The organism is Pseudomonas sp. NFACC13-1 (assembly GCF_900104425.1).
Classification (GTDB): Bacteria; Pseudomonadota; Gammaproteobacteria; order Pseudomonadales; family Pseudomonadaceae; genus Aquipseudomonas; species Aquipseudomonas fluorescens_AA.
Window position 1 is genome coordinate 1 of record NZ_FMXV01000005.1, and the last position, 19685, is coordinate 19685.

Annotated in this window: 15 protein-coding genes; 13 read left to right on the forward strand and 2 right to left on the reverse strand. The window is 62.0% G+C overall.

Annotated elements, in window-relative coordinates:
* Positions 1-1965, forward strand: a 1965-nt coding sequence (locus tag BLQ55_RS08405; protein ID WP_143011703.1) for a carbon starvation CstA family protein, incomplete at its 5' end; no start/stop codon positions are given.
* Positions 1966-1980: 15 nt separating this feature from the next.
* The gene (locus BLQ55_RS08410; RefSeq protein ID WP_003182142.1) at positions 1981-2178 is read left to right on the forward strand and encodes a YbdD/YjiX family protein; all 198 of its coding nucleotides are present in this window, start codon (positions 1981-1983) and stop codon (positions 2176-2178) included.
* A 315-nt stretch (positions 2179-2493) separates the two neighbouring features.
* On the opposite strand, the gene BLQ55_RS08415 is transcribed toward BLQ55_RS08410, so the two are convergent.
* Complete coding sequence (locus BLQ55_RS08415) at positions 2494-4290, reverse strand: methyl-accepting chemotaxis protein (protein ID WP_092253366.1); 1797 nt, start codon at positions 4288-4290, stop codon at positions 2494-2496.
* A gap of 207 nt (positions 4291-4497) precedes the next feature.
* On the opposite strand from BLQ55_RS08415, the gene BLQ55_RS08420 reads away from it, so the two are divergent.
* Positions 4498-6621 (forward strand): TonB-dependent siderophore receptor, encoded by a 2124-nt coding sequence (locus BLQ55_RS08420; RefSeq protein WP_092253368.1) that lies wholly within the window; start codon positions 4498-4500, stop codon positions 6619-6621.
* 70 nt (positions 6622-6691) lie between these two features.
* On the opposite strand, the gene BLQ55_RS08425 is transcribed toward BLQ55_RS08420, so the two are convergent.
* A complete protein-coding gene (locus BLQ55_RS08425) occupies positions 6692-7687 on the reverse strand; it encodes an acyltransferase family protein (RefSeq protein WP_092253627.1) in 996 nt (331 codons plus the stop codon).
* 768 nt (positions 7688-8455) lie between these two features.
* On the opposite strand from BLQ55_RS08425, the gene BLQ55_RS08430 reads away from it, so the two are divergent.
* From BLQ55_RS08430 to BLQ55_RS08475, 10 genes are all read left to right on the forward strand, one after another.
* The gene (locus BLQ55_RS08430) at positions 8456-9865 is read left to right on the forward strand and encodes a circularly permuted type 2 ATP-grasp protein (RefSeq protein WP_092164313.1); all 1410 of its coding nucleotides are present in this window, start codon (positions 8456-8458) and stop codon (positions 9863-9865) included.
* Positions 9866-9868: 3 nt separating this feature from the next.
* A complete protein-coding gene (locus tag BLQ55_RS08435; RefSeq protein ID WP_003201699.1) occupies positions 9869-10819 on the forward strand; it encodes an alpha-E domain-containing protein in 951 nt (316 codons plus the stop codon).
* Positions 10816-11613 carry a transglutaminase family protein gene (locus tag BLQ55_RS08440; protein WP_092199336.1) on the forward strand — a complete coding sequence of 266 codons (798 nt, stop codon included), beginning with the start codon at positions 10816-10818 and terminating at the stop codon, positions 11611-11613. Before BLQ55_RS08435 ends, BLQ55_RS08440 begins: the two co-directional genes overlap by 4 nt.
* 466 nt (positions 11614-12079) lie before the next feature.
* On the forward strand, positions 12080-12682 hold the full coding sequence (locus BLQ55_RS08445; RefSeq protein WP_092199339.1) for a transposase: 603 nt from the start codon (positions 12080-12082) through the stop codon (positions 12680-12682).
* A gap of 68 nt (positions 12683-12750) precedes the next feature.
* Complete coding sequence (locus BLQ55_RS08450; protein ID WP_371128524.1) at positions 12751-14313, forward strand: ShlB/FhaC/HecB family hemolysin secretion/activation protein; 1563 nt, start codon at positions 12751-12753, stop codon at positions 14311-14313.
* Between the two features lie 17 nt (positions 14314-14330).
* On the forward strand, positions 14331-16130 hold the full coding sequence (locus BLQ55_RS08455; RefSeq protein ID WP_092199345.1) for a DUF2341 domain-containing protein: 1800 nt from the start codon (positions 14331-14333) through the stop codon (positions 16128-16130).
* Positions 16131-16140: 10 nt separating this feature from the next.
* On the forward strand, positions 16141-16566 hold the full coding sequence (locus BLQ55_RS08460; RefSeq protein WP_003201710.1) for an ExbD/TolR family protein: 426 nt from the start codon (positions 16141-16143) through the stop codon (positions 16564-16566).
* Positions 16567-16568: 2 nt separating this feature from the next.
* Positions 16569-17273 carry an energy transducer TonB family protein gene (locus tag BLQ55_RS08465; RefSeq protein ID WP_092199348.1) on the forward strand — a complete coding sequence of 235 codons (705 nt, stop codon included), beginning with the start codon at positions 16569-16571 and terminating at the stop codon, positions 17271-17273.
* A gap of 39 nt (positions 17274-17312) precedes the next feature.
* A complete protein-coding gene (locus tag BLQ55_RS08470) occupies positions 17313-19004 on the forward strand; it encodes a putative porin (RefSeq protein ID WP_092199351.1) in 1692 nt (563 codons plus the stop codon).
* A 15-nt stretch (positions 19005-19019) separates the two neighbouring features.
* Positions 19020-19667, forward strand: a complete 648-nt coding sequence (locus BLQ55_RS08475) for a DNA repair protein (protein WP_092164334.1) — start codon at positions 19020-19022, stop codon at positions 19665-19667.
* Positions 19668-19685: the final 18 nt, after the last annotated feature.

Here is a 19685-nt window from a genome sequence, read left to right on the forward strand (position 1 = left end):
ATCAACGCCCTCTGGATCGTCGTCGCCGCCGTGGCCATCTACCTGGTCGCCTACCGCTACTACAGCCTCTTCATCGCCAACAACGTGATGCAACTCGATGCGCGCCGGGCCACCCCCGCCGTGCTCAACAACGATGGCCTGGACTACGTCCCGACCAACAAGCACATCCTCTTCGGCCACCACTTCGCGGCCATTGCCGGCGCGGGGCCGCTGGTCGGGCCGGTGCTGGCGGCGCAGATGGGCTACCTGCCCGGCACGCTCTGGCTGATCGCCGGCGTGGTGCTGGCCGGTGCCGTGCAGGACTTCATGGTCCTGTTCCTGTCCACGCGCCGCAACGGTCGCTCCCTGGGCGACATGGTGCGCGAGGAAATGGGCCGTATCCCCGGCACCATCGCGCTGTTCGGCTGCTTCCTGATCATGATCATCATCCTCGCGGTGCTGGCGCTGATCGTGGTCAAGGCCCTGGCCGAGAGCCCGTGGGGCATCTTCACGGTGATGGCGACCATCCCGATCGCGATGTTCATGGGCCTGTACATGCGCTACATCCGCCCGGGCCGCATCGGTGAGATCTCGCTCATCGGCGTGCTGTTGCTGCTGGGTTCGATCTGGCTGGGCGGGCAAATCGCCGCCGACCCGGTCTGGGCCAAGGCCTTCACCTTCACCGGGATCCAGATCACCTGGATGCTGATTGGCTACGGTTTCGTCGCGGCGGTGCTGCCGGTGTGGCTGATCCTGGCCCCGCGGGACTACCTGTCGACCTTCCTCAAGATCGGCACCATCGTCGCCCTGGCCATCGGCATCCTGGTCACCATGCCCGAGCTGAAAATGCCGGCGCTGACCCAGTTCACCGACGGCACCGGGCCGGTGTGGAAGGGCGGGCTGTTCCCGTTCCTGTTCATCACCATCGCCTGCGGCGCGGTCTCGGGCTTCCATGCGCTGATCTCGTCGGGCACCACGCCCAAGCTTTTGGATAACGAAACCAACGCCCGCTACATCGGTTACGGCGGCATGCTGATGGAGTCCTTCGTGGCGATCATGGCCATGGTGGCCGCGTCGGTGATCGAGCCGGGCGTGTACTTCGCCATGAACAGCCCGGCGGCCATCGTCGGCGGTGACGTGGTGGCCGTGGCCCAGACCGTCAGCAGTTGGGGTTTTGCCATCACGCCCGAGGCGCTGCAGGCGGTGGCCAAGGACATCGGCGAGACCACCGTGCTGGCCCGTGCCGGCGGTGCGCCGACCCTGGCGGTGGGGATCGCGCAGATCCTGCACTCGGTGCTGCCGGGTGAGAACACCATGGCGTTCTGGTACCACTTCGCGATCCTGTTCGAAGCGCTGTTCATCCTCACGGCCGTGGACGCCGGCACCCGTGCCGGGCGGTTCATGCTCCAGGACTTGCTCGGCTCGTTCGTGCCTTCGCTCAAGCGCACCGAATCCTGGCCGGCCAATCTGATCGCCACCGCAGGCTGCGTGGCGCTGTGGGGGTACTTGCTGTACCAGGGCGTGATCGATCCGCTGGGCGGCATCAACACCTTGTGGCCGCTGTTCGGCATCTCCAACCAGATGCTGGCCGGTATCGCCCTGATGCTCGGCACCGTGGTGCTGATCAAGATGAAGCGCCAGCGCTACGTCTGGGTCACGCTGCTGCCGGCGGCCTGGTTGCTGATCTGCACCACCACCGCGGGCCTGATCAAGCTGTTCGACGCCAACCCGGCGATCGGCTTCCTGGCCCTGGCGCGCAAATACAACGATGCCCTGGCCGCCGGCCAGATCCTGGCCCCGGCCAAGAGCATCGAGCAGATGCAGCACGTGGTGTTCAACGCCTACACCAACGCAACGCTGACGGTGTTGTTCCTGTTCGTGGTCTTCAGCATCCTGTTCTACGCGCTCAAGGTCGGCATCGCTGCCTGGGGCACCAAGGAACGCACGGACAAGGAAGCGCCATTCCAGGCCCTGCCGGACGCTTGATAGAGGATTGCAACAATGTTCAATGACTTGAGTCGCCTGGGTAAATACCTCGGTCAGGCCGCCCGCCTGATGGTCGGCATGCCCGACTACGACAACTACGTCGAGCACATGCAAACCAAGCACCCGGACAAACCGATGATGGACTACGAGGCGTTCTTTCGCGAACGCCAGGAGGCCCGTTACGGCGGCAAGGGTGGGCCCAAGTGCTGTTGAACTGATGGCCGGTGGATGATGCAACCCTTGTGGGAGCGAGCTTGCTCGCGATGGTGGTGGGGCAGTTGACGATGATGTCGACTGATCCAGCGCCATCGCGAGCAAGCTCGCTCCCACAGTCGTTTTTGGGGGGCAGGATTGTCATCCACCCCGGATCCCTTGCAAAAACGAGCCCGTGTGGGAGCAAGGCTTGCCCGCGATGCCGACACCTCGATTGATCTGGCTACCGGGGTGATGCTATCGCGGGCAAGCCCGGCTCCCACAAATAGCTCGCACAGTTGTTTTTTAGGGGGCAGGCGTCGTGCAAGCGCCCCCTCACTCCGCCAACAACACCGCCGCATCGAAGCCCACCCGCAAGTTGCCCCAATGGCGGCCGCCGAGGAAGAACGGCACGTCGATCTCGGTCATGATTTCCCCGGTATCGCGCAGGTAGGTCTGCAGCAGGAAGCGCTGGACGTTGCCCGCCGCGCGCAGGCCGATCGGGTCGTTGAAGATTCGCTTGTTGCGGCACACCGGCAAATCCACCGCCCGGTCGCCGGTTGGCGGCTTGGAGACCCAACTGTTGTTCACCGGGCAGTAGCCCTTGCTGTCGACAATGAACGAAACCTTGCCACCCGGCGTGCTGCGGGTGAGTTTGTCGCATTCTTCCTGGCACACCTGGGCAAAGCGTTCGGTGTAGCTGGCCATGTACTGCTTGGGATCGGTACCGGGAATCAGCTGGTAATTCTGATCGAACAGGTTCAGGCCTTCGCGTTGCAGCGCCTCCAGGCGGACCTGGAGCGTGTCGCGGCACTCGCTGGCGCGGGTAATGGCGGCATCCAGCTTGCCGTGGCCGAGCACGAAACGACCCAGCAACGCCTGGACCTTTTCGGCCACGCCGGACAGGTCGCGGGTGGCCGTTGCCGAATGCTGCATGCGCTGGTCGATCAACTCGCTGTCGGCATGAATCTGGGTCACCCGGTCGTTGATCCCGGTGTTGCTGTCGGCGAACTGCTGGATGTGGGTCGCGATGTCCGCCAGCTTGCCGTTGGTGGATTCGAAATCGACGATCATGCTCTCGAAATGGCCGGAGGCGCGCTCCACCACTTTCTGGGTTTCCCGGGCGCTGTGGCTGATCTGCGTGGTCTGTTCGTGGGTGGAGCTGACTTCCTCGAGCATGGCGTCGATGTTGCGCGAGATATCGTCGGTGGCCCGGCTGACATTCTGTGCCAAGGTGCGCACTTCATCGGCCACCACCGCGAAGCCACGGCCACTTTCGCCGGCCCGGGCGGCTTCGATGGCGGCATTGAGGGCCAGCAGGTTGGTCTGGGCAGAAATCTGCTGGATCAACCCGACAATCGACTTGATACTCGAGGAACGCTGGTTCAAGGCGCTCACCAGGGTGGCAAATTCACCGAGGCTGCTGGAAATCTCACTGATGTTGCCGGTTACTTCCAGTAGCTCGGCGTAGGAGTCGCGGGCCATGCTCAGGTTTTGGGCGGTGGTGCTGGAGATGCCCTGGGTCTGGCGCGAGACTTCTTCGATGCGGCCCACGGCGGTGTTGCTCTGGTCCATCACTTCCTTGGCGAAGCGGGCCTGGTGGGTGGCGCTGTCGCTGGAGTCGCTGATGTTCTTCAGCGAGCGGGCCGACTCGACAGCGATGTGCACAGTCAGTGCCTGGACATTGCTGATGATCTCCCGTTGCTTGGCCAGGAATCGGTTGCAGGTGCCGGCCAATACGCGGATCTCGTCATGGGTCACCAGCGGCAGGTCCTTGGACAGGTCGCCTTCGCCGTTGGCGATCTCTTCCAAGGCCTTGGTCATGGCGGTGACGGGGCGCACGATGAGGTGGCGGAAATACCAGACCATGAAACTGATCATGCCCAGCGTCAGGACCGCGCCGAAGAGCAGGGCGTGGGTAAGGCTGTCGAGCCGGCCTTCGATCTGCCCCAGCAAGGCACCGTCCAGCTGCGCGTTGCGCAACAACAGCAGGATCTCGGCGCGGGCGCTGACGGCCACCCAATAAAGCAAGCCACTGACCAGCACCAACAGGAAAAGACTCGATAGCTTTTTGGTGAGGGTATCGAAAAACCGCATTTCGATAGACTCGTACAAGTCCTTTAACGTCTGCATGCCGCTGCTCCTGGGCAAAAAAATCTCTTAATGGAATACATTCGACCGCGAACGGCAAAGCTTTAGGGCGGCGGGGCGATTTGATATCACCTGTGGGAGCAAGCCCCACAGAGGTTTGGGGTGATCATCACTTGATACAAAATATTTACTGGGAATGATTCTCAAAGTATATTTGCTCTCATTAACGTCCTTCCATGAGTGCGCGTCTTGAATCGTTCCACCCCCCTCGCAAATCGCAACGTCTTCATCCAGTGTGTGTTGCCAACCCTGTCCTGCTGCTTCATTGCAAGCCCGTTGTGGGCACAGGACGCTGTCGAACTGCCGGCCACGGATATCCAGGGCAGTCGTGTCACTCAGGACGAGGGCTATACGACGTCGCAAGCCAGTACGGCGAGCAAGAGCGATGTACCGATCAAGGAAGAGGCGCAGTCGATCAACGTGGTGACCCAGCAGACCTTGTCGGATTACCAGGTGCGTTCGTTGGATGATGCGATGAAGTTCGTCAGCGGCGTCAGCCAGGGCAATACCCTGGGCGGCTCGCGGGACTCGTTGGTCAAGCGCGGGTTCGGCACCAACGACGACGGTTCGATCCTGCGCGACGGCGTGCGTTCGAACCTGGGCCACAACTTCAGCGCCACCACCGACCGCGTCGAAGTGCTCAAGGGCCCGGCCTCGATGCTGTACGGCGCGCTGGAGCCCGGCGGCCTGATCAATGTCATCAGCAAGAAACCGGAATACACCCAAAGCACCACGCTGAGCGGCTCGGCCTATAGCGAAGGCGGCGGCACCATGGCCCTGGACACCACCGGGCCGCTGGGCGATACCGGCCTGGCCTATCGCCTGATTGCCGAGCGCGGCCACGAGGACTACTGGCGCAACTACGGCGTCAATGAGAGCACGCTGGTGGCGCCGTCCCTGGCTTGGACGGGGGAGCGGGCTTCGTTGAATCTCAGCTATGAGTACAACGAATACTCCAATCCGTTTGACCGGGGTACGGTGTTCACCAACGGGCATCCGGCCGATATCGATTATGACAAGCGCCTCGATGAGCCTTGGGCCAAGAGCGTGGGGATTCGCGAAACGGCGACGGCTCGGTTCGAGTATGAGTTGAGCGACGCGTGGAAAACGCGGGTCACCTATGGTTGGAACAATGATCGGTACAGTCTTTCGATTGCGCAGCCCGATGATTTGACGGGAAATCAACTGAGCAGAAAATCCAACGGCGCTCATTACGATGACGAAACGCGCTACGCCAGTTGGGATTTCATCGGTAAGCAGGAGTTGTTCGGCCAGCGCCATGACCTGTTGATTGGCGTCGATAATCAAGTGTCCGATCAGTTTCGTGGCAAGACCTACCGTGGGGATGCGCAAGGAGGGTTCGACATCACTGCGCCGGTTTATGGTGGGTTGGCAGAACCCAGCAAACTGAATGCAAAACAGAGCAACCTGAGTAACCAACTGACCTCCAGCTCCATTTATCTCAAGGACAACTGGCATCTGGATGATCGCTGGATACTGGTCTTCGGTGGTCGCTACCAGCATTACGACCAATTCGCCGAACAAGGCATGATCAAGCGAGAGGGGGTTCGCGACGATAATGGCGACGCCTTCGTTCCATTCCTCGGATTGGTCTATAAAGCTGCCGAGACCCTGTCTCTTTATGGTAATTACAGCCGTTCATTCAAGCCCAACGATACCGTCGACGACAACCTCAGCACCTTCAAACCGGAAGAAGGGCGTAGCTATGAAGTGGGTGCCAAATACGACCCGATGCCTGGGCTGAATATCAACCTCGCCTTGTTCGATATCGTCAAAAAGAATGTAGTAACAACCACTGTAGTCGGCGGAAAGAACATCGCACAAGCCGCTGGCAAGGTGGGTTCCCAAGGCCTGGAGCTCGACATCACTGGCCGCCTGGCCGACCGCTGGGATCTGATCGGCACATACGCTTATACCCATACGGAAATACTTGATGATCCTAAGAACGAAGGGCATCGTCTCTCCGACGCGCCTAAGCACACCGCCAGCCTCTACCTGTCCCACCACCTGAACGTCCCGGCCGAATTCGGCGCCTGGCACGCCGGTGCCGGCGCTCGTTACGTCGGCGAACGTGCCGCCAACAACGCCAACGACTTCTGGCTCAGCAGTTACACCGTCGCCGACGCTTTCGTGCGCTGGGAAGCGCCGGTGATGGGGCACAAGACCTCGTTGCAGTTGAACGTCGACAACCTGTTCGACAAGCAGTACTACCCGTCCTCCACTGGCAGCCAGTTGCAAGTCAACGTCGGCGAGCCGCGTACCGCCAAGCTGAGCGCCAGCGTGACGTTCTGATTTTGCTGCGCTGAAACAAAAAATGCCCGGGACCTGCGTCCCGGGCTTTTTTTTGTACGGCAGCCAGAGGCTAAGTCGCCGTGCTGCCAACGGGAGCCGTGGAATCGTACTTAACGCCCGCCCTGAGGGCATGACGAAGCTTCAGCGCCGATCGCTCGACCCCATAGTACGAAACGCCACTCAACGCGAACGACAGCACCAGTACCGCCGTGATGATCAGGGCGCTGTACTCCACCGGCCAGAACGCCCGCAATACATACATCACCACGAAGTGGTTGAGGAATACGCCATAGCTGATGTTGCCCAGGAACTCATCGAGCCGGTGATGCTTAAGCCTGCCGAGCAGAAACACCGCTGGCAGGCCCAGGGCGATGCCCAGGGTCACCTCGCCGTTGAACGGCCGACGGGGAATGATCCCTACGACGATGGCCAGGAACATCAAGGCGGCAACGAGCAGGGTGATGGACACGATCCACAGCCCTTTGGCCTGCGCCCGATACAGGTAGCTGCCGCAAAGGAAAATGAACAGCACGCCCGGCAGCAGGCGGTAGCCGTAGATGTCCGTGTCGAGGTAGCCCAGCGAAGCGACCATGAACACCGTCACGGACACGGCAAAGGCGACACCCCGTGCCTTGTAGAGGATCAGGAACGGGATCAGCAGGTAAAAGCACATTTCCAGTCCCAAGGACCAACCGGCTGGCAGGATCTCGGGCACCGTAATGCCGAACATGTAGAAACCCAACGGCAGGATCGGCAGGCTGGTGGCGATGTTTTCCAGGGTCAGGGCGGCTGCCTGGGGCGTTCCCGGCAAGAGAAAATGAATCACCGCGCAGGACATGACGAAATACATCAGGAACTGCGGGTACAGCCTCAACAATCGATCGATATAGAACAGGCCGATCTGGCCCGGCGTGTTGTAGGTCCTCTCGATCAGCGATGTCATCACGAAGCCGCTGATGATCAGGAATGACACCACGGCAACGACGCCGGGATTCAAACCCATGAACGTCACGCCCATATGAGAAACTGCCACCAGCATGGCCAGCAGCAACCGATAAAGCCCCACGCACATCATCCTTAATCAGAGTTGATCCTTATTGCGCGGTACGTTATTGGGATTTTTGAGCCGTTAATAGTGGTTTTCGGGGAGCGACGGGGTAGTGGGGATAATTGTCAGATTTGACACTGTTGTTTCAGGTGGATGCCTATCGCGAGCAGGTTCGCTCCCACCGGGATCGATGAAGCCTGCCCGCGACCTTGAGGGAAGTGGTCTACGCTTCGTGCACGGACATCAATGGTTCAATCACCGCCCGGTCCTGGACGAGCTGAGGTGAACGGCCTGGCTGCTTCACGGTGGGGCGAGGGTTTGAATCCGTGCATGTTCCTGCAACGTTGCAGTGCGTTCAGGGTCACGCCACCTAGGGTTGCTGGCGGCGCCTGAAGGATCGGCCATGGACGAATGAGTAAAAACTTCCCTCTTGTGGGGTGTCGTTGTCCCATTTCACCCGCTCAAAGGCCGCTCAAGCCTGCGCTCGAGACAAAGGGCGTCAGCATTTACGTTTATTCATGTCGCCAGATCGAAAAATAATTTCGCCTTTCTGCGGTTTTGCAATGCTTCTTCTATTCAGTACGTGCCACCGTCACGCTTAGGCACACCCTTTGCTAAGCATTGAAAACCTGGCCTTTCAGGCCAGGACACACCATCCATGAAGAGTAACAGAGGGCAATCCCGGGACCGCACGCAATCAAGCAGGGTTTAAAGCAAGGCAAGGCCGAACCGTCGGAATGACGAAGTGATAAGAAATGCCGTGTAGAACGCGGCTGGGAGTTGGCTATGCCCCACGCTTTTTTTAATGAAATGTATGACGCAAAGGGTGACTGCCGCCCGCATTACCAAGCCTTCTCGCGCTGGCTGGCGGATACCCCGCTTGAACTGCTCGAGCAACGCCGCCGCGAAGCCGACCTGCTGTTCCACCGGGCCGGCATCACCTTCACCCTTTATGGGGACGAGCAGGGCACCGAGCGCCTGATCCCCTTCGATATCATTCCCCGCAGCATCAAGGCCAGTGAATGGCAGATGGTCGAGCGTGGCTGCATCCAGCGGGTCCAGGCCCTGAACATGTTCCTGGCCGACATCTACCATGGGCAGCGCATTCTCAAGGAGGGGATCATCCCGCCCGAGCAGGTCTTGGCCAACGAGGGCTACCAGATCGCGATGCAGGGCCTGAACCTGCACCGGGGCATCTACGCCCATATCGCCGGTGTCGACCTGGTTCGCGACGGTGACGGCAGCTATTACGTGCTGGAAGACAACCTGCGTACGCCCAGCGGCGTGAGCTACATGCTCGAAGACCGCAAGATGATGATGCGCCTGTTCCCCGAGCTCTTCGCCGCCCAGCGCGTGGCCCCCATCGATCATTACCCGAACCTGCTGCTCGACACTCTCAAGAGCTCAAGCCCCCTGGAAAACCCCACCGCCGTGGTGCTGACGCCGGGACGCTTCAACAGTGCCTATTTCGAACACGCCTTCCTGGCCCGTGAAATGGGCGTGGAGCTGGTGGAGGGGGCCGATCTGTTCGTGCGGGACGACCACGTGTACATGCGCACCACCGCCGGCCCTCGACAGGTGGACGTGATTTACCGTCGCCTTGACGATGCCTACCTCGACCCGTTGTCGTTCAACCCTGATTCGATGCTGGGCGTGCCCGGGCTGATCGCTGTTTACCGTGCGGGCAACGTGGTGCTGGCGAACGCGGTCGGCACAGGCGTGGCCGACGACAAGTCGATCTACCCTTACGTCGACGAAATGATCCGCTTCTACCTCACCGAAGAACCGATCCTGAAGAACGTGCCCACCTGGCAGTGCCGCAAGCCCCAGGACCTGTCCCATGTGTTGGCCAACCTGCCGGATCTGGTGGTCAAGGAAACCCAGGGTTCCGGCGGCTACGGCATGCTGGTCGGGCCGGCCGCCAGCGCGGCGGAAATCGAAGATTTCCGTGCACGCCTCAAGGCCCGTCCCGAAGCCTACATTGCCCAGCCGACCTTGAGCCTGTCCACGTGCCCGACCTTTGTCGAAAGCGGCATCGCGCCGCGCCACATCGACCTGCGCCCGTTCGTGCTGTCGGGCAAGGAAACCCGCCTGGTGCCTGGCGGGCTGACCCGCGTGGCGCTGCGTGAGGGCTCGCTGGTGGTGAACTCGTCCCAGGGCGGCGGCACCAAAGACACTTGGGTAGTGGAGGACTAAGACATGCTTTCAAGAACTGCTTCGGACCTCTATTGGATGTCCCGCTACCTGGAGCGCGCCGAGAACCTGGCGCGCATGCTCGAAGTCAGTTATTCGCTGTCGCTGATGCCCCAGGCCGGACGCAGCGATGGCCATGCCGAGCTGGCGATGTCGCTGCTGGCGGCCGGCACGCTGGACGACTACAACGCCCGTTATGACGCGCTCAACACCGAGCGCATGCTGCATTTCTTCGCCTTGGACGAAACCAACCCCGGCAGTATCTATAGCTGCCTGCGAGCCGCGCGGACCAATGCCCATGCCGTGCGCGGGCGCATCACCGCCGACATGTGGGAAAACATCAACGCCACCTGGCTGGAAATGCGCAACATCGCCAGCAACGGCCTGGGGCGCTACGGTATCAGCCATTTCTGTGAGTGGGTCAAGGAGCGTTCGCACCTGTTCCGTGGCGCGACATCGGGCACCATCATGCGCAATGATGCCTACTGTTTCATCCGCCTGGGGACCTTTATCGAACGAGCCGACAACACCCTGCGCCTGCTGGATGCTCGCTATGAAATGTTCGGCGAGGAATCGGAAGAGGTCAGCGACAACTCGGCCCGTGGTTATTACCAGTGGAGTGCCTTGTTGCGCGCGTTGTCTTCGTTCGAGGCGTTCAACGAGATCTACCGCAACGCGCCCAATGCCGAGCAGGTGTCCGAGATGTTGCTGTTGCGGGCCGACGTCCCACGCTCGCTGCATGCCTGTATCGAGGAACTGGACCATATCCTCGCCAGCTTGCCGGGCAACAACGGCCGGCCGGCACAACGCCTGGCCGCCGAGCTGAATGCGCGCTTGCGCTATTCCGGGATCGACGAAATCCTGGCGTCGGGCCTGCACCAATGGTTGACCGACCTGATTGGTCAGATCCGTCACTTGGGCCAGACCGTCCATGAGTCTTACCTGGAGGTCGTATGAAACTGTCCATACGCCACGACACGACTTACAGCTACGCCGATGAAGTCTGCACCAGCATCCAGTTCCTGCGCCTGACGCCTCGGGACACTCAGCGCCAGCGCATCCTGCAATGGCATCTGGAACTGCCGCGACTGGTGCGCAGCCAGATTGACCCCTATGGCAACATTCTCCACGTGATGACCATGGACGAGCCCCACGGTGCCTTGGTGCTGACGGCGTATGGCGAGGTGGAAATCCATCAGTCCATCGCGATGGAACCGGACTCTCAGTCACCGCTGCCGTTTCTGCGCACCAGCCGCCTCACCCAGGCGGATGAGACCCTCAGCGCCTTCGCCGTCGAACAATGCGCCGGCCGGCGTGATCGTTCGGCCTTGACCGACCTGATGAACGGCCTGGCGGCGCGGATGCCCTACAGCCCCGGCACGACAGCGGTCAACAGCACCGCCGCCGAGGCGTTTGCCGGTGGAACGGGGGTTTGCCAGGACCATACCCACGCCTTCCTGGCCTGCGCACGCAGCTTGGGTATTCCAGCGCGCTATGTTTCCGGCTATCTGTGCACCGAAGATGAAAGCCACCTGGCAAGCCACGCCTGGGCCGAAGCCTGGCTGGACGATGGCTGGTACAGCTTCGACGTGACCAACCGCCTGACCCTTCCCGATCGCCACCTGAAACTGGCGATCGGCCTGGACTACCTCGACGCCTGCCCAGTACGCGGCATGCGCCGGGGTGGCGGGGCGGAACAGATGCAGGCGCGGGTGCAGGTGAGTTCGATGGTGCAGGTGCAGCACCAATAAAGACACAGGCCTCCTCGCCAACACCCGAGCTCCCACATTGGAATGAGTGGTGGACACAAACCCCGTCTCCACCCGAGAACCTCTGTGGGAGCGAGCTTGCTCGCGATGACGGCTGACCAGCCGACATCATCGCCAACAGACCTACCGCCATCGCGAGCAAGCTCGGCTCCCACACTGGAAGGGTGGTGGACACAAACCCTGTCTCCACCCGAAAACCCCTGTGGGAGCGAGCTTGCTCGCGATAACGGCTGCCCATTCGACATCACCGCCAACTGACCCACCGCCATCGCGAGCAAGCTCGCTCCCCCAAAAAGCTCACTCCCTCCTTACCCGCCAAAATGAAGCTTTCATGACAAAAGTTCGGTAGCACATCGCCATTCCCGTCATGCCTGTGTGACGTGCTCGAGGGGGCCTTTCAGGTCGTTTGGAGCCGGGGCGCGAAGCCGGGAGTGAGGCGATGGGGACTATGGAACGTTATTCGAAAGTGGGCATGCAGGAGCTTGACCAGCGGCTGTCGAAGATCGTCGAGGCGGCGCGCAAGCAACCGGTCTCGGTGTATCGCTACGGTGCGCCTTGGGTCTGGATCGTTTCCCAGGATGACTGGCAGGGCGCGCTCAAGGAAGTGTCCAGCTACATTCCGCAAGGCCATTCACTGGTCTTGCTGCGTCCGCAGATCGACGACCTGCTGGATGACCATCGCGATGTGCTGCAGGGCCTCAACGCCAGAGCCCAGATGCTGATCGCACCGCAAACCGCCATGCACATCCTCCTGCTGCAACTGCTCTATTCGGTGCCCAGCGAGCAGCAACTCTACGAACAACTCAATTACAACCTGCTGTTCCGCTGGTTCGTCGGCCTGGACCTGAACCAGAAGGTCTGGAGCTTCAACGTCCTGAGTAAAGACCTCGCCACGCTGCTGGGCGATGCGCGGGCGGTGCGGCTCATCGAGAAAATCATCGGTGAAGTGTTCTGTGGCGCCTTGCTGCAAATGCCGGAGTTCTCCTTGAACTTCGCGCTGCTGCACACCTGGCTGGCCCGGCACGCCACGACATCGACCATAAGCAATTGAGCCGTACTTTGAACTCAGGGGGTGGTGTGGAGCATTTCTTCAAATCGCGGCCGGCGCTGTGGGGCTGGCTGCTGCTGGCGGTCGGGGGGCCGTCGGCCTTTGCCGCCGAAGGCGGGCAGGAGGCCGACGCGGCGCCGACGCGCCGGGTGGACGTGAACGAGTACTTCGTGCGCGGCAACACCGTGCTCGATGCCCGGGCGATCGAGGAAGCGGTGTACCCGTTCCTGGGACCGCAAAAGGCCTTGAGCGACATCGAAGGCGCCCGGGAAGCCCTGCAAAAAGCCTATCAGGCCCGCGGTTATCAATCGGTATTCGTCGAGTTGCCAGAGCAGAAAGTCGAAGACGGCATCGTCTACCTGCAAGTCAGCGAAACCAAGATCGGTCGGGTGCGCGTGGTAGGGGCCAAGCACTATTCGCCCGTTGAAATTCGTGACGACGTGCCGGCGCTGAAGGAAGGCGAGGTGCCCGATTTCGCCCGGGTCCAGGCAGAGCTGGCGCAGTTGAACAAGACCCCGGGGCGCCAGGTCATGCCGCTGGTGCGCGAAGGCCAGCGCCCCGGGACCATGGACGTGGACTTGCAAGTCCAGGACCAGGACCCCTGGCAGGCCAGCCTGGGGCTGAACAACGACTACAGTGCCGACACCGAAAAACTGCGCACGGTCGCCAGCCTGGGCTACAACAACCTCTGGCAACTGGGCCACAGCGTTTCGCTGACCTTCTTCACCGCGCCCCAGGACACCGAAAACGCCAAGGTCTGGTCGGGTTCCTACACCGCGCCGCTGAGCGAACGCTGGAGTGTGCAGTTCTCGGGGTACCAGTCCGACAGCAACGTGGCGACCGTCGGCGGCAGTAACGTGTTGGGCAAAGGGCATTCCTACGGGGTGTCGGCGATCTACAGCCTGCCGTCCACGGGGGCATGGGCCAACAGCTTTTCGGTCGGGGTGGATTTCAAGGACTTCGAGGAAGAGCTGAACCTGGGCGGTGCCAGCGACAAGGCGCCGCTCAAATACGCACCGTTCACCTTCGCCTATAACGGTTTCCGCTACACCGAGAACAGCCAGTTGGGCCTCGGCCTGAGCCTGGTGGCGGGTACCCGGAGTCTGCTGGGCTATGGCAGCTCCGACGAAGAGTTCGACTACAAGCGCTATCGCGCCAGCCCCAGCTTCGCGGTGCTCAAGGGCGACGGCAATTACACCTTCACCTTCGGCAACGACTGGCAGACGGCCTCCAAGGCCGCTTTCCAACTGGCCTCCGGGCCGTTGGTTTCCAACGAGCAATTCTCCGCCGGTGGCGCCACGTCGGTGCGCGGCTACCTGGCTGCCGAGCGCACCGGCGACGACGGCTACCTGCTGTCCCAGGAGCTGCGTACCCCGTCCCTGGCCAAGTTCCTCGGCAGTTATGTCCAGGAGTGGCGCTTCTATGCCTTCGCCGAAGGCGCGCAGCTGTATTTGCGTGACGAACTGCCCGACCAGGACGCCGACTACAGCCTCGCCAGCGTCGGCCTCGGCACCCGCGCGAGCCTGAGCAAATGGCTGTCCGGCAGCCTCGACTGGGGCTATCCGCTGCTCGAAGGGCCGAACACCTCGAAACAGGAATCGCGCCTGCACTTCAACCTGCAAGCGACGTTTTGAACCCAGGAGTCATGTCCATGCAACGCTTATTGTTATCCCTGTTTATCTGCCTGGGGCTGGTGCTTCCGGCGACCGCCAACGCCTGGTGGCAGGACGACTGGCACTATCGCAAACAGATTTCGGTGGACACCACGCCCCAGGGCGCCGCCATCGCCCAGGCCTTGGGCCGCACCGCGTTGCTGGTGCGCTTGCACACCGGCAACTTCACCTTCGACGGGGTCAAGGACGACGGCTCGGACTTGCGTTTCGTCAGTGCCGACGACAAGACCGTGCTCAATCACCAGATCGAAAGCTTCGACCCGCTGATGGGCATGGCGCTGATCTGGGTCGACGTGCCGAGCGTGGAGGGCGGTCAGCGCCAGGACGTGTGGATGTATTACGGCAACCAGAAGGCGCCGGCCACGAGCGGCGGCCAGTTGACCTTCGACCCGGACTACACCGCGCTGTACCACTTCGACGGCGCCACCGGCGTACCGCCCCGGGATACCACGGCCTACGGCAACAATGCCCAGGGCGCGACCGGCGTGAGCATCGACGGCGTGATCGGACGGGCCTTGCAGTTCAATGGCCAGCCGTTGTTGTTGCCGGCCAGTCCGTCGTTGCAACACAGCGCCGGCGCGGCGTTCACCTTCAGCACCTGGCTGCGCCAGGACCAGGCCAGTGGCGAACAGGTGATCCTGGCCCGTCGCGAAGCCGCCACCAGCCTGTTGGTTGGGGTCAACCAGGGTGTGCCGTTCGTGGCGATCAATGACCAGCGCGCCGTCTCGACCCAGCCGCTGAACCCCGGTCAATGGCAGCACCTGGCGTTGACCGCCTCGGGCGACCGGGTCGTGCTGTACGTCAACGGGCGTGAGACCGCGAGCCTGGCGGTGGCGATGCCGGCGTTCAATTCGCCGATCGCCCTGGGTGCCGATGTCTCCGCCGGAGCCTTCGCGCCTTTCAGCGGCGCCATGGACGAAGCGCGCCTGTCCAAGGTCGCTCGTCCGGCGCCGTTGCTGTTGGCCGACGCCAATGCCCAGGGCGCCGAATCGAAACTGGTGGCCTACGGCGTCGATGAAGAACAGTCCGGCTTCGGTTTCGGCAGCCTGGGGTTCCTGCTCAACGCCGTGCCGCTCGACGCTTGGGTGATCATCGGGGTGCTGGTGCTGATGATGTTCCAGTCGTGGATCATCATGATCCGCAAGAACCGCATGGTCAGCCGCCTCAGTGCCGCCAACGAAGTTTTTCGCGAGCAGTTCGCCAAGATCGGCACGCGCCTGGAAATGTTCGCCGACGACCAGGACCTCGCCCAGCGCCTGCAACATTCATCGCTGTGGCGCTTGTACCTGGTGGCCGTCAAGGAAATCCGCACCCGCCGTGAGCAGGGCGCGGACACCTCGTCGGTATCAGCGGCCACCATCGAAGCGATCCGTTGCTCGATGGATGGCGTGCGCACCCGCGAGAACCAGGCGCTGAGTTCGAAGCTCTCGACCCTGTCCAACGCCATCGCCGGCGGGCCGTACATCGGCCTGCTCGGCACTGTGCTGGGGATCATGGTGGTGTTCCTCGGCACGGCCATGGCCGGCGACGTGAACATCAACGCTATCGCCCCAGGCATGGCCGCGGCATTGCTCGCCACCGCCATGGGCCTGTTCGTCGCGATCCCGGCGTTGTTCGGCTACAACCGCCTGATCACCCGTAACAAGGAAGTCAGCGCCGACATGCGGGTCTTCGTCGACGAGTTCATCACGCGCCTGGCGGAGATGCACGGAGAAGGCCAGTCCGGTGAAGCGGCCCCTCGTCGCGGTCATCACGTCCAATCGTCCGTACCCGCCTGAGGGAGTCGCCATGGCTAGCGTAAACGCTTCACACGATGACGACGATGATGCAGCGGTCGACAGCATCAACATCACGCCACTGGTGGATGTGCTCATGGTGGTACTGGTGATGTTCATCCTCACGGCCACCGCCCAGGTGTCAGGTATCCAGATCAACCTGCCCAAGGCCAGTGCCTCGGTGTCGTTGTCCGAGGCCAAGACCAAGGCGATTTCGGTGAATGACGGCGGGCAGGTGTTCCTCGATGCCTATCCGGTGACCCTGGCCGAACTGGAAGAGCGCCTACGCATCGAAAAGGCACAGAGCCCGGACTTCCCGGTGATCGTGCGCGGCGACGCGACGGTGCAGTACCAGAAAGTCATTGAAGTGCTGGATCTGTTGCGGCGCCTGGAACTGTCCCAGGTCGGTCTCGTGACCGGCAAACCGAGCCAGGGCTGATCATGACCGCCAGACTTCCCATCGATCCGCCCCCGGTGAAGACTTCGCCGCTGCGCCTGCTCAAGTGGGTCGCCGGCCTGCTGCTGGGCGTCGTCGCGGCCTGGCTGCTGTGGCAGTGGGCCAATGACATGAGTGGCGTGCGCCGCGAAGCCCCGAAGGTGCCGACCATCATCCCGCTGCCGCCTCCGCCCCCACCACCGCCGGAGAAGCCCAAGGAGCCGGAACCCCAGGTCGAGGAGAAAGTGGTCGAGCCAGAGCCGACCCCGGAACCCGAAGAGGTCAAGCCCGAAGAAGAAGCGCCGCCGTCGCCGGTGGATGACCTGGCGAACCCGATGCAAATGGACGGCGATGCCCAGTCCGGCAACGACGCGTTCAACATCGGTGCCGGCAAGGGCGGCGGCATGGCCGGGGCAGGGGGCGGACGCCTGGGCAATGGCACCTACAGCCAGTTCCTGGCGTTCACCTTCCAGCGCTTGCTGCGGGAAAACCCCGACCTGCGCAGCCTGGCGTTCTCCCTGCAGGCCGATGTCTGGCTCAGTGCCGTGGGCGAAATCACCCGGGTCGAGCTGGTCAAGTCCAGCGGCAACCGGCAAGTGGACGAGCAAGTGATTTCCGCCCTGCGTGCCGCGCCCCATTTGAGTGAACGGCCCCCGGCCTCCCTGACGTTGCCCGTGCGCCTGTCCTTGCAGGGACGGCGGCCGGGTTAACCGACTATTTGAAAGTTTGCCAACAGGAGTTGTGTGCAGATGATTTCCAATGTGAATCGATTGTCGTGGGCGATCGGCCTGGTGGTCCTGAGCCTGGCCGGCCACGCGGCCGCCGCCCCGGCGCCTTCGGAAAACGCCACGATCAATCTGATCCGCCTGCTGGTGCAGCAGGGCGTGTTGAAACAGGACCAGGCCGATGGCTTGATCGCCCAGGCCGAGCGGGAGGCCGTGCAGGCCCGCCAAGCCGCCACGGCAGTCGCCGCGACGCCGGTCGGTGCGCCGGGGGACGTGCGGGTGCAATACGTGCCGAACATCGTGCGTGAGCAGATCCGCGACCAGGTCAAGGCCGAAGTCATGGCCACCGCCAAGCAGGAAAACTGGGCCCAGCCCAACACCTTCCCGGATTGGGTCTCACGCATCAGTTTCGATGGCGACATTCGCTTGCGGGATGAGTCGCGCTATTACTCCGGCACCAACAGCAACGAAATCGTCGATTTCGCCCGGCTCAATGACAAGGGGCCTTACGACGTCAACCCCAACAGCAGTTCCAGCCTGCCGCCGTTGCTCAATACTCGGGAAGACCGGGAAAACCTGTTCCGCCTGCGTGCCCGCCTGGGCATGAAGGCCGTGATTGCCCCGCAATGGACGGCGGGCATCCGCATCGGCACCGGCTCGGACAACAACCCGGTGTCCACCACCCAGACCCTCGGCGGCGGCTTTGGCAAAAAAGACATCTGGCTCGACCAGGGCTACCTGACCTGGAAGCCCTCGGACGAGTTGACCTTGACCGGCGGGCGTTTCGCCAACCCGTTCTTCTCCACCGACCTGTTGTATTCCGGCGACCTGAACTTCGATGGCGTGGCGGCGAATTTCAACCACAAGCTCAATCAGGACTGGGGCGTGTTCGGCACCGTCGGCGCGTTCCCGGTGGAGTACACCAACGACACCAGCACCAGCAATGGCAGCGACAAGGAAGAGAGCGACAACAAGTGGCTGTACGGTGCACAACTGGGGGCCAACTGGGCCATCAACGACAGCAACCGGATCAAGGGCGCGTTGGCCTATTACCGCTTCGACGACATCGAAGGCCAGCGTTCCTCGCCGTGCCAGCCCTGGGCCGGTGATCCAGGCTGTGACAGCGACGGTTCGCGGGTGGCGTTCATGCAGAAGGGCAACACCGTGTTCCTGCTGCGCGACATCACGCCCAACCCCCTCAACCCGTCGACCACGCCACAGCCGCAATACGTCGGCCTGGCCTCGGAGTTCAACCTGCTGGACCTGAACTTCGCGTGGGACACCGATCTGCCCGAAGACCTGAAACTGCGCAGCCAGGCCCACTACGTCCACAACCTGGGCTACGACGAAGGCGAGATGCGCAAGCGCTCCGCGGGGCAGTTCGCCAACAACCTGGACAGCGATGGCGAGGTGGAAAGCGGTGCCAACGCCTGGATGCTCCAGTTCACCCTTGGCAACTCCCTGGAACTCAAGCGCGAAGGCGACTGGAACCTGTTCGCCGGCTACAAGTACATCCAGCCGGACGCCTTGCCGGACGGCTTCAACGATTCGTCATTCCATCTGGGTGGCACCAACGCCAAGGGTTATTTCCTGGGCGGCAACTATGGCCTGGCGAGCAACGTCTTCGCCACCGGTCGTTGGTTGAGTTCCGAAGCGGTGTACGGCGCGCCGTACGACATCGATGTCTTGCAGCTTGAAATCAACACGCGCTTCTAAGCGCAGGGAGGTCTCATGAAAAGGCGTGCCATCTACCAATGTCCGGCCGCGTTACTGGTGCTGGGCCTGCTTCTGAGCGGCGGTGCCCACGGCGAAGGCCTGGAAGAACGCCTGCGGGCGCAACTGCGCAGCACCACCGCCCAGTTGCAGACCCTGCAAAGCGAACAGGCCCAGGCCAGTGCCGCCCGGCAGGCCGCAGAGAGCCAGGCCAAGGAGGCCCAGGCGCAGATCAAGCAATTGACCGCGCAATTGAGCAAGGCCCAGGCCCTGAATGAGCAACTGGCCGGGCATCAGCAAAACCTGCAAAGCCAGGCCCAGGCCCAGGTGGCGGCCAGCAACGAGCAAATGGGCAAGTTCAAGAAAGCCTACGACGAGCTGCTGGTCCTGGCTCGCGGCAAAGAGGCCGAGCGCGCGCGTCTGGAGGCGCAATTGACCGAGCGTGACACACAAGTGCAGCAATGTTCGGTCAAGAATCAACAGATGTACGAAGTCGCCAAGACGCTGCTGCATGCCTACGAAACCATTGATGTGACCGACATCGTGAAGATCCGCCAGCCGTTCGCGGCCAAGGCCCGGGTGCGTTTCGAAGAGCTGGCCCAAGGGTTCGGCGATGATCTCTACAAGAACCGTTTCGATGCGCCCCAGGCCTCGATCACTCACTGAACAGAACAAGGATGAATC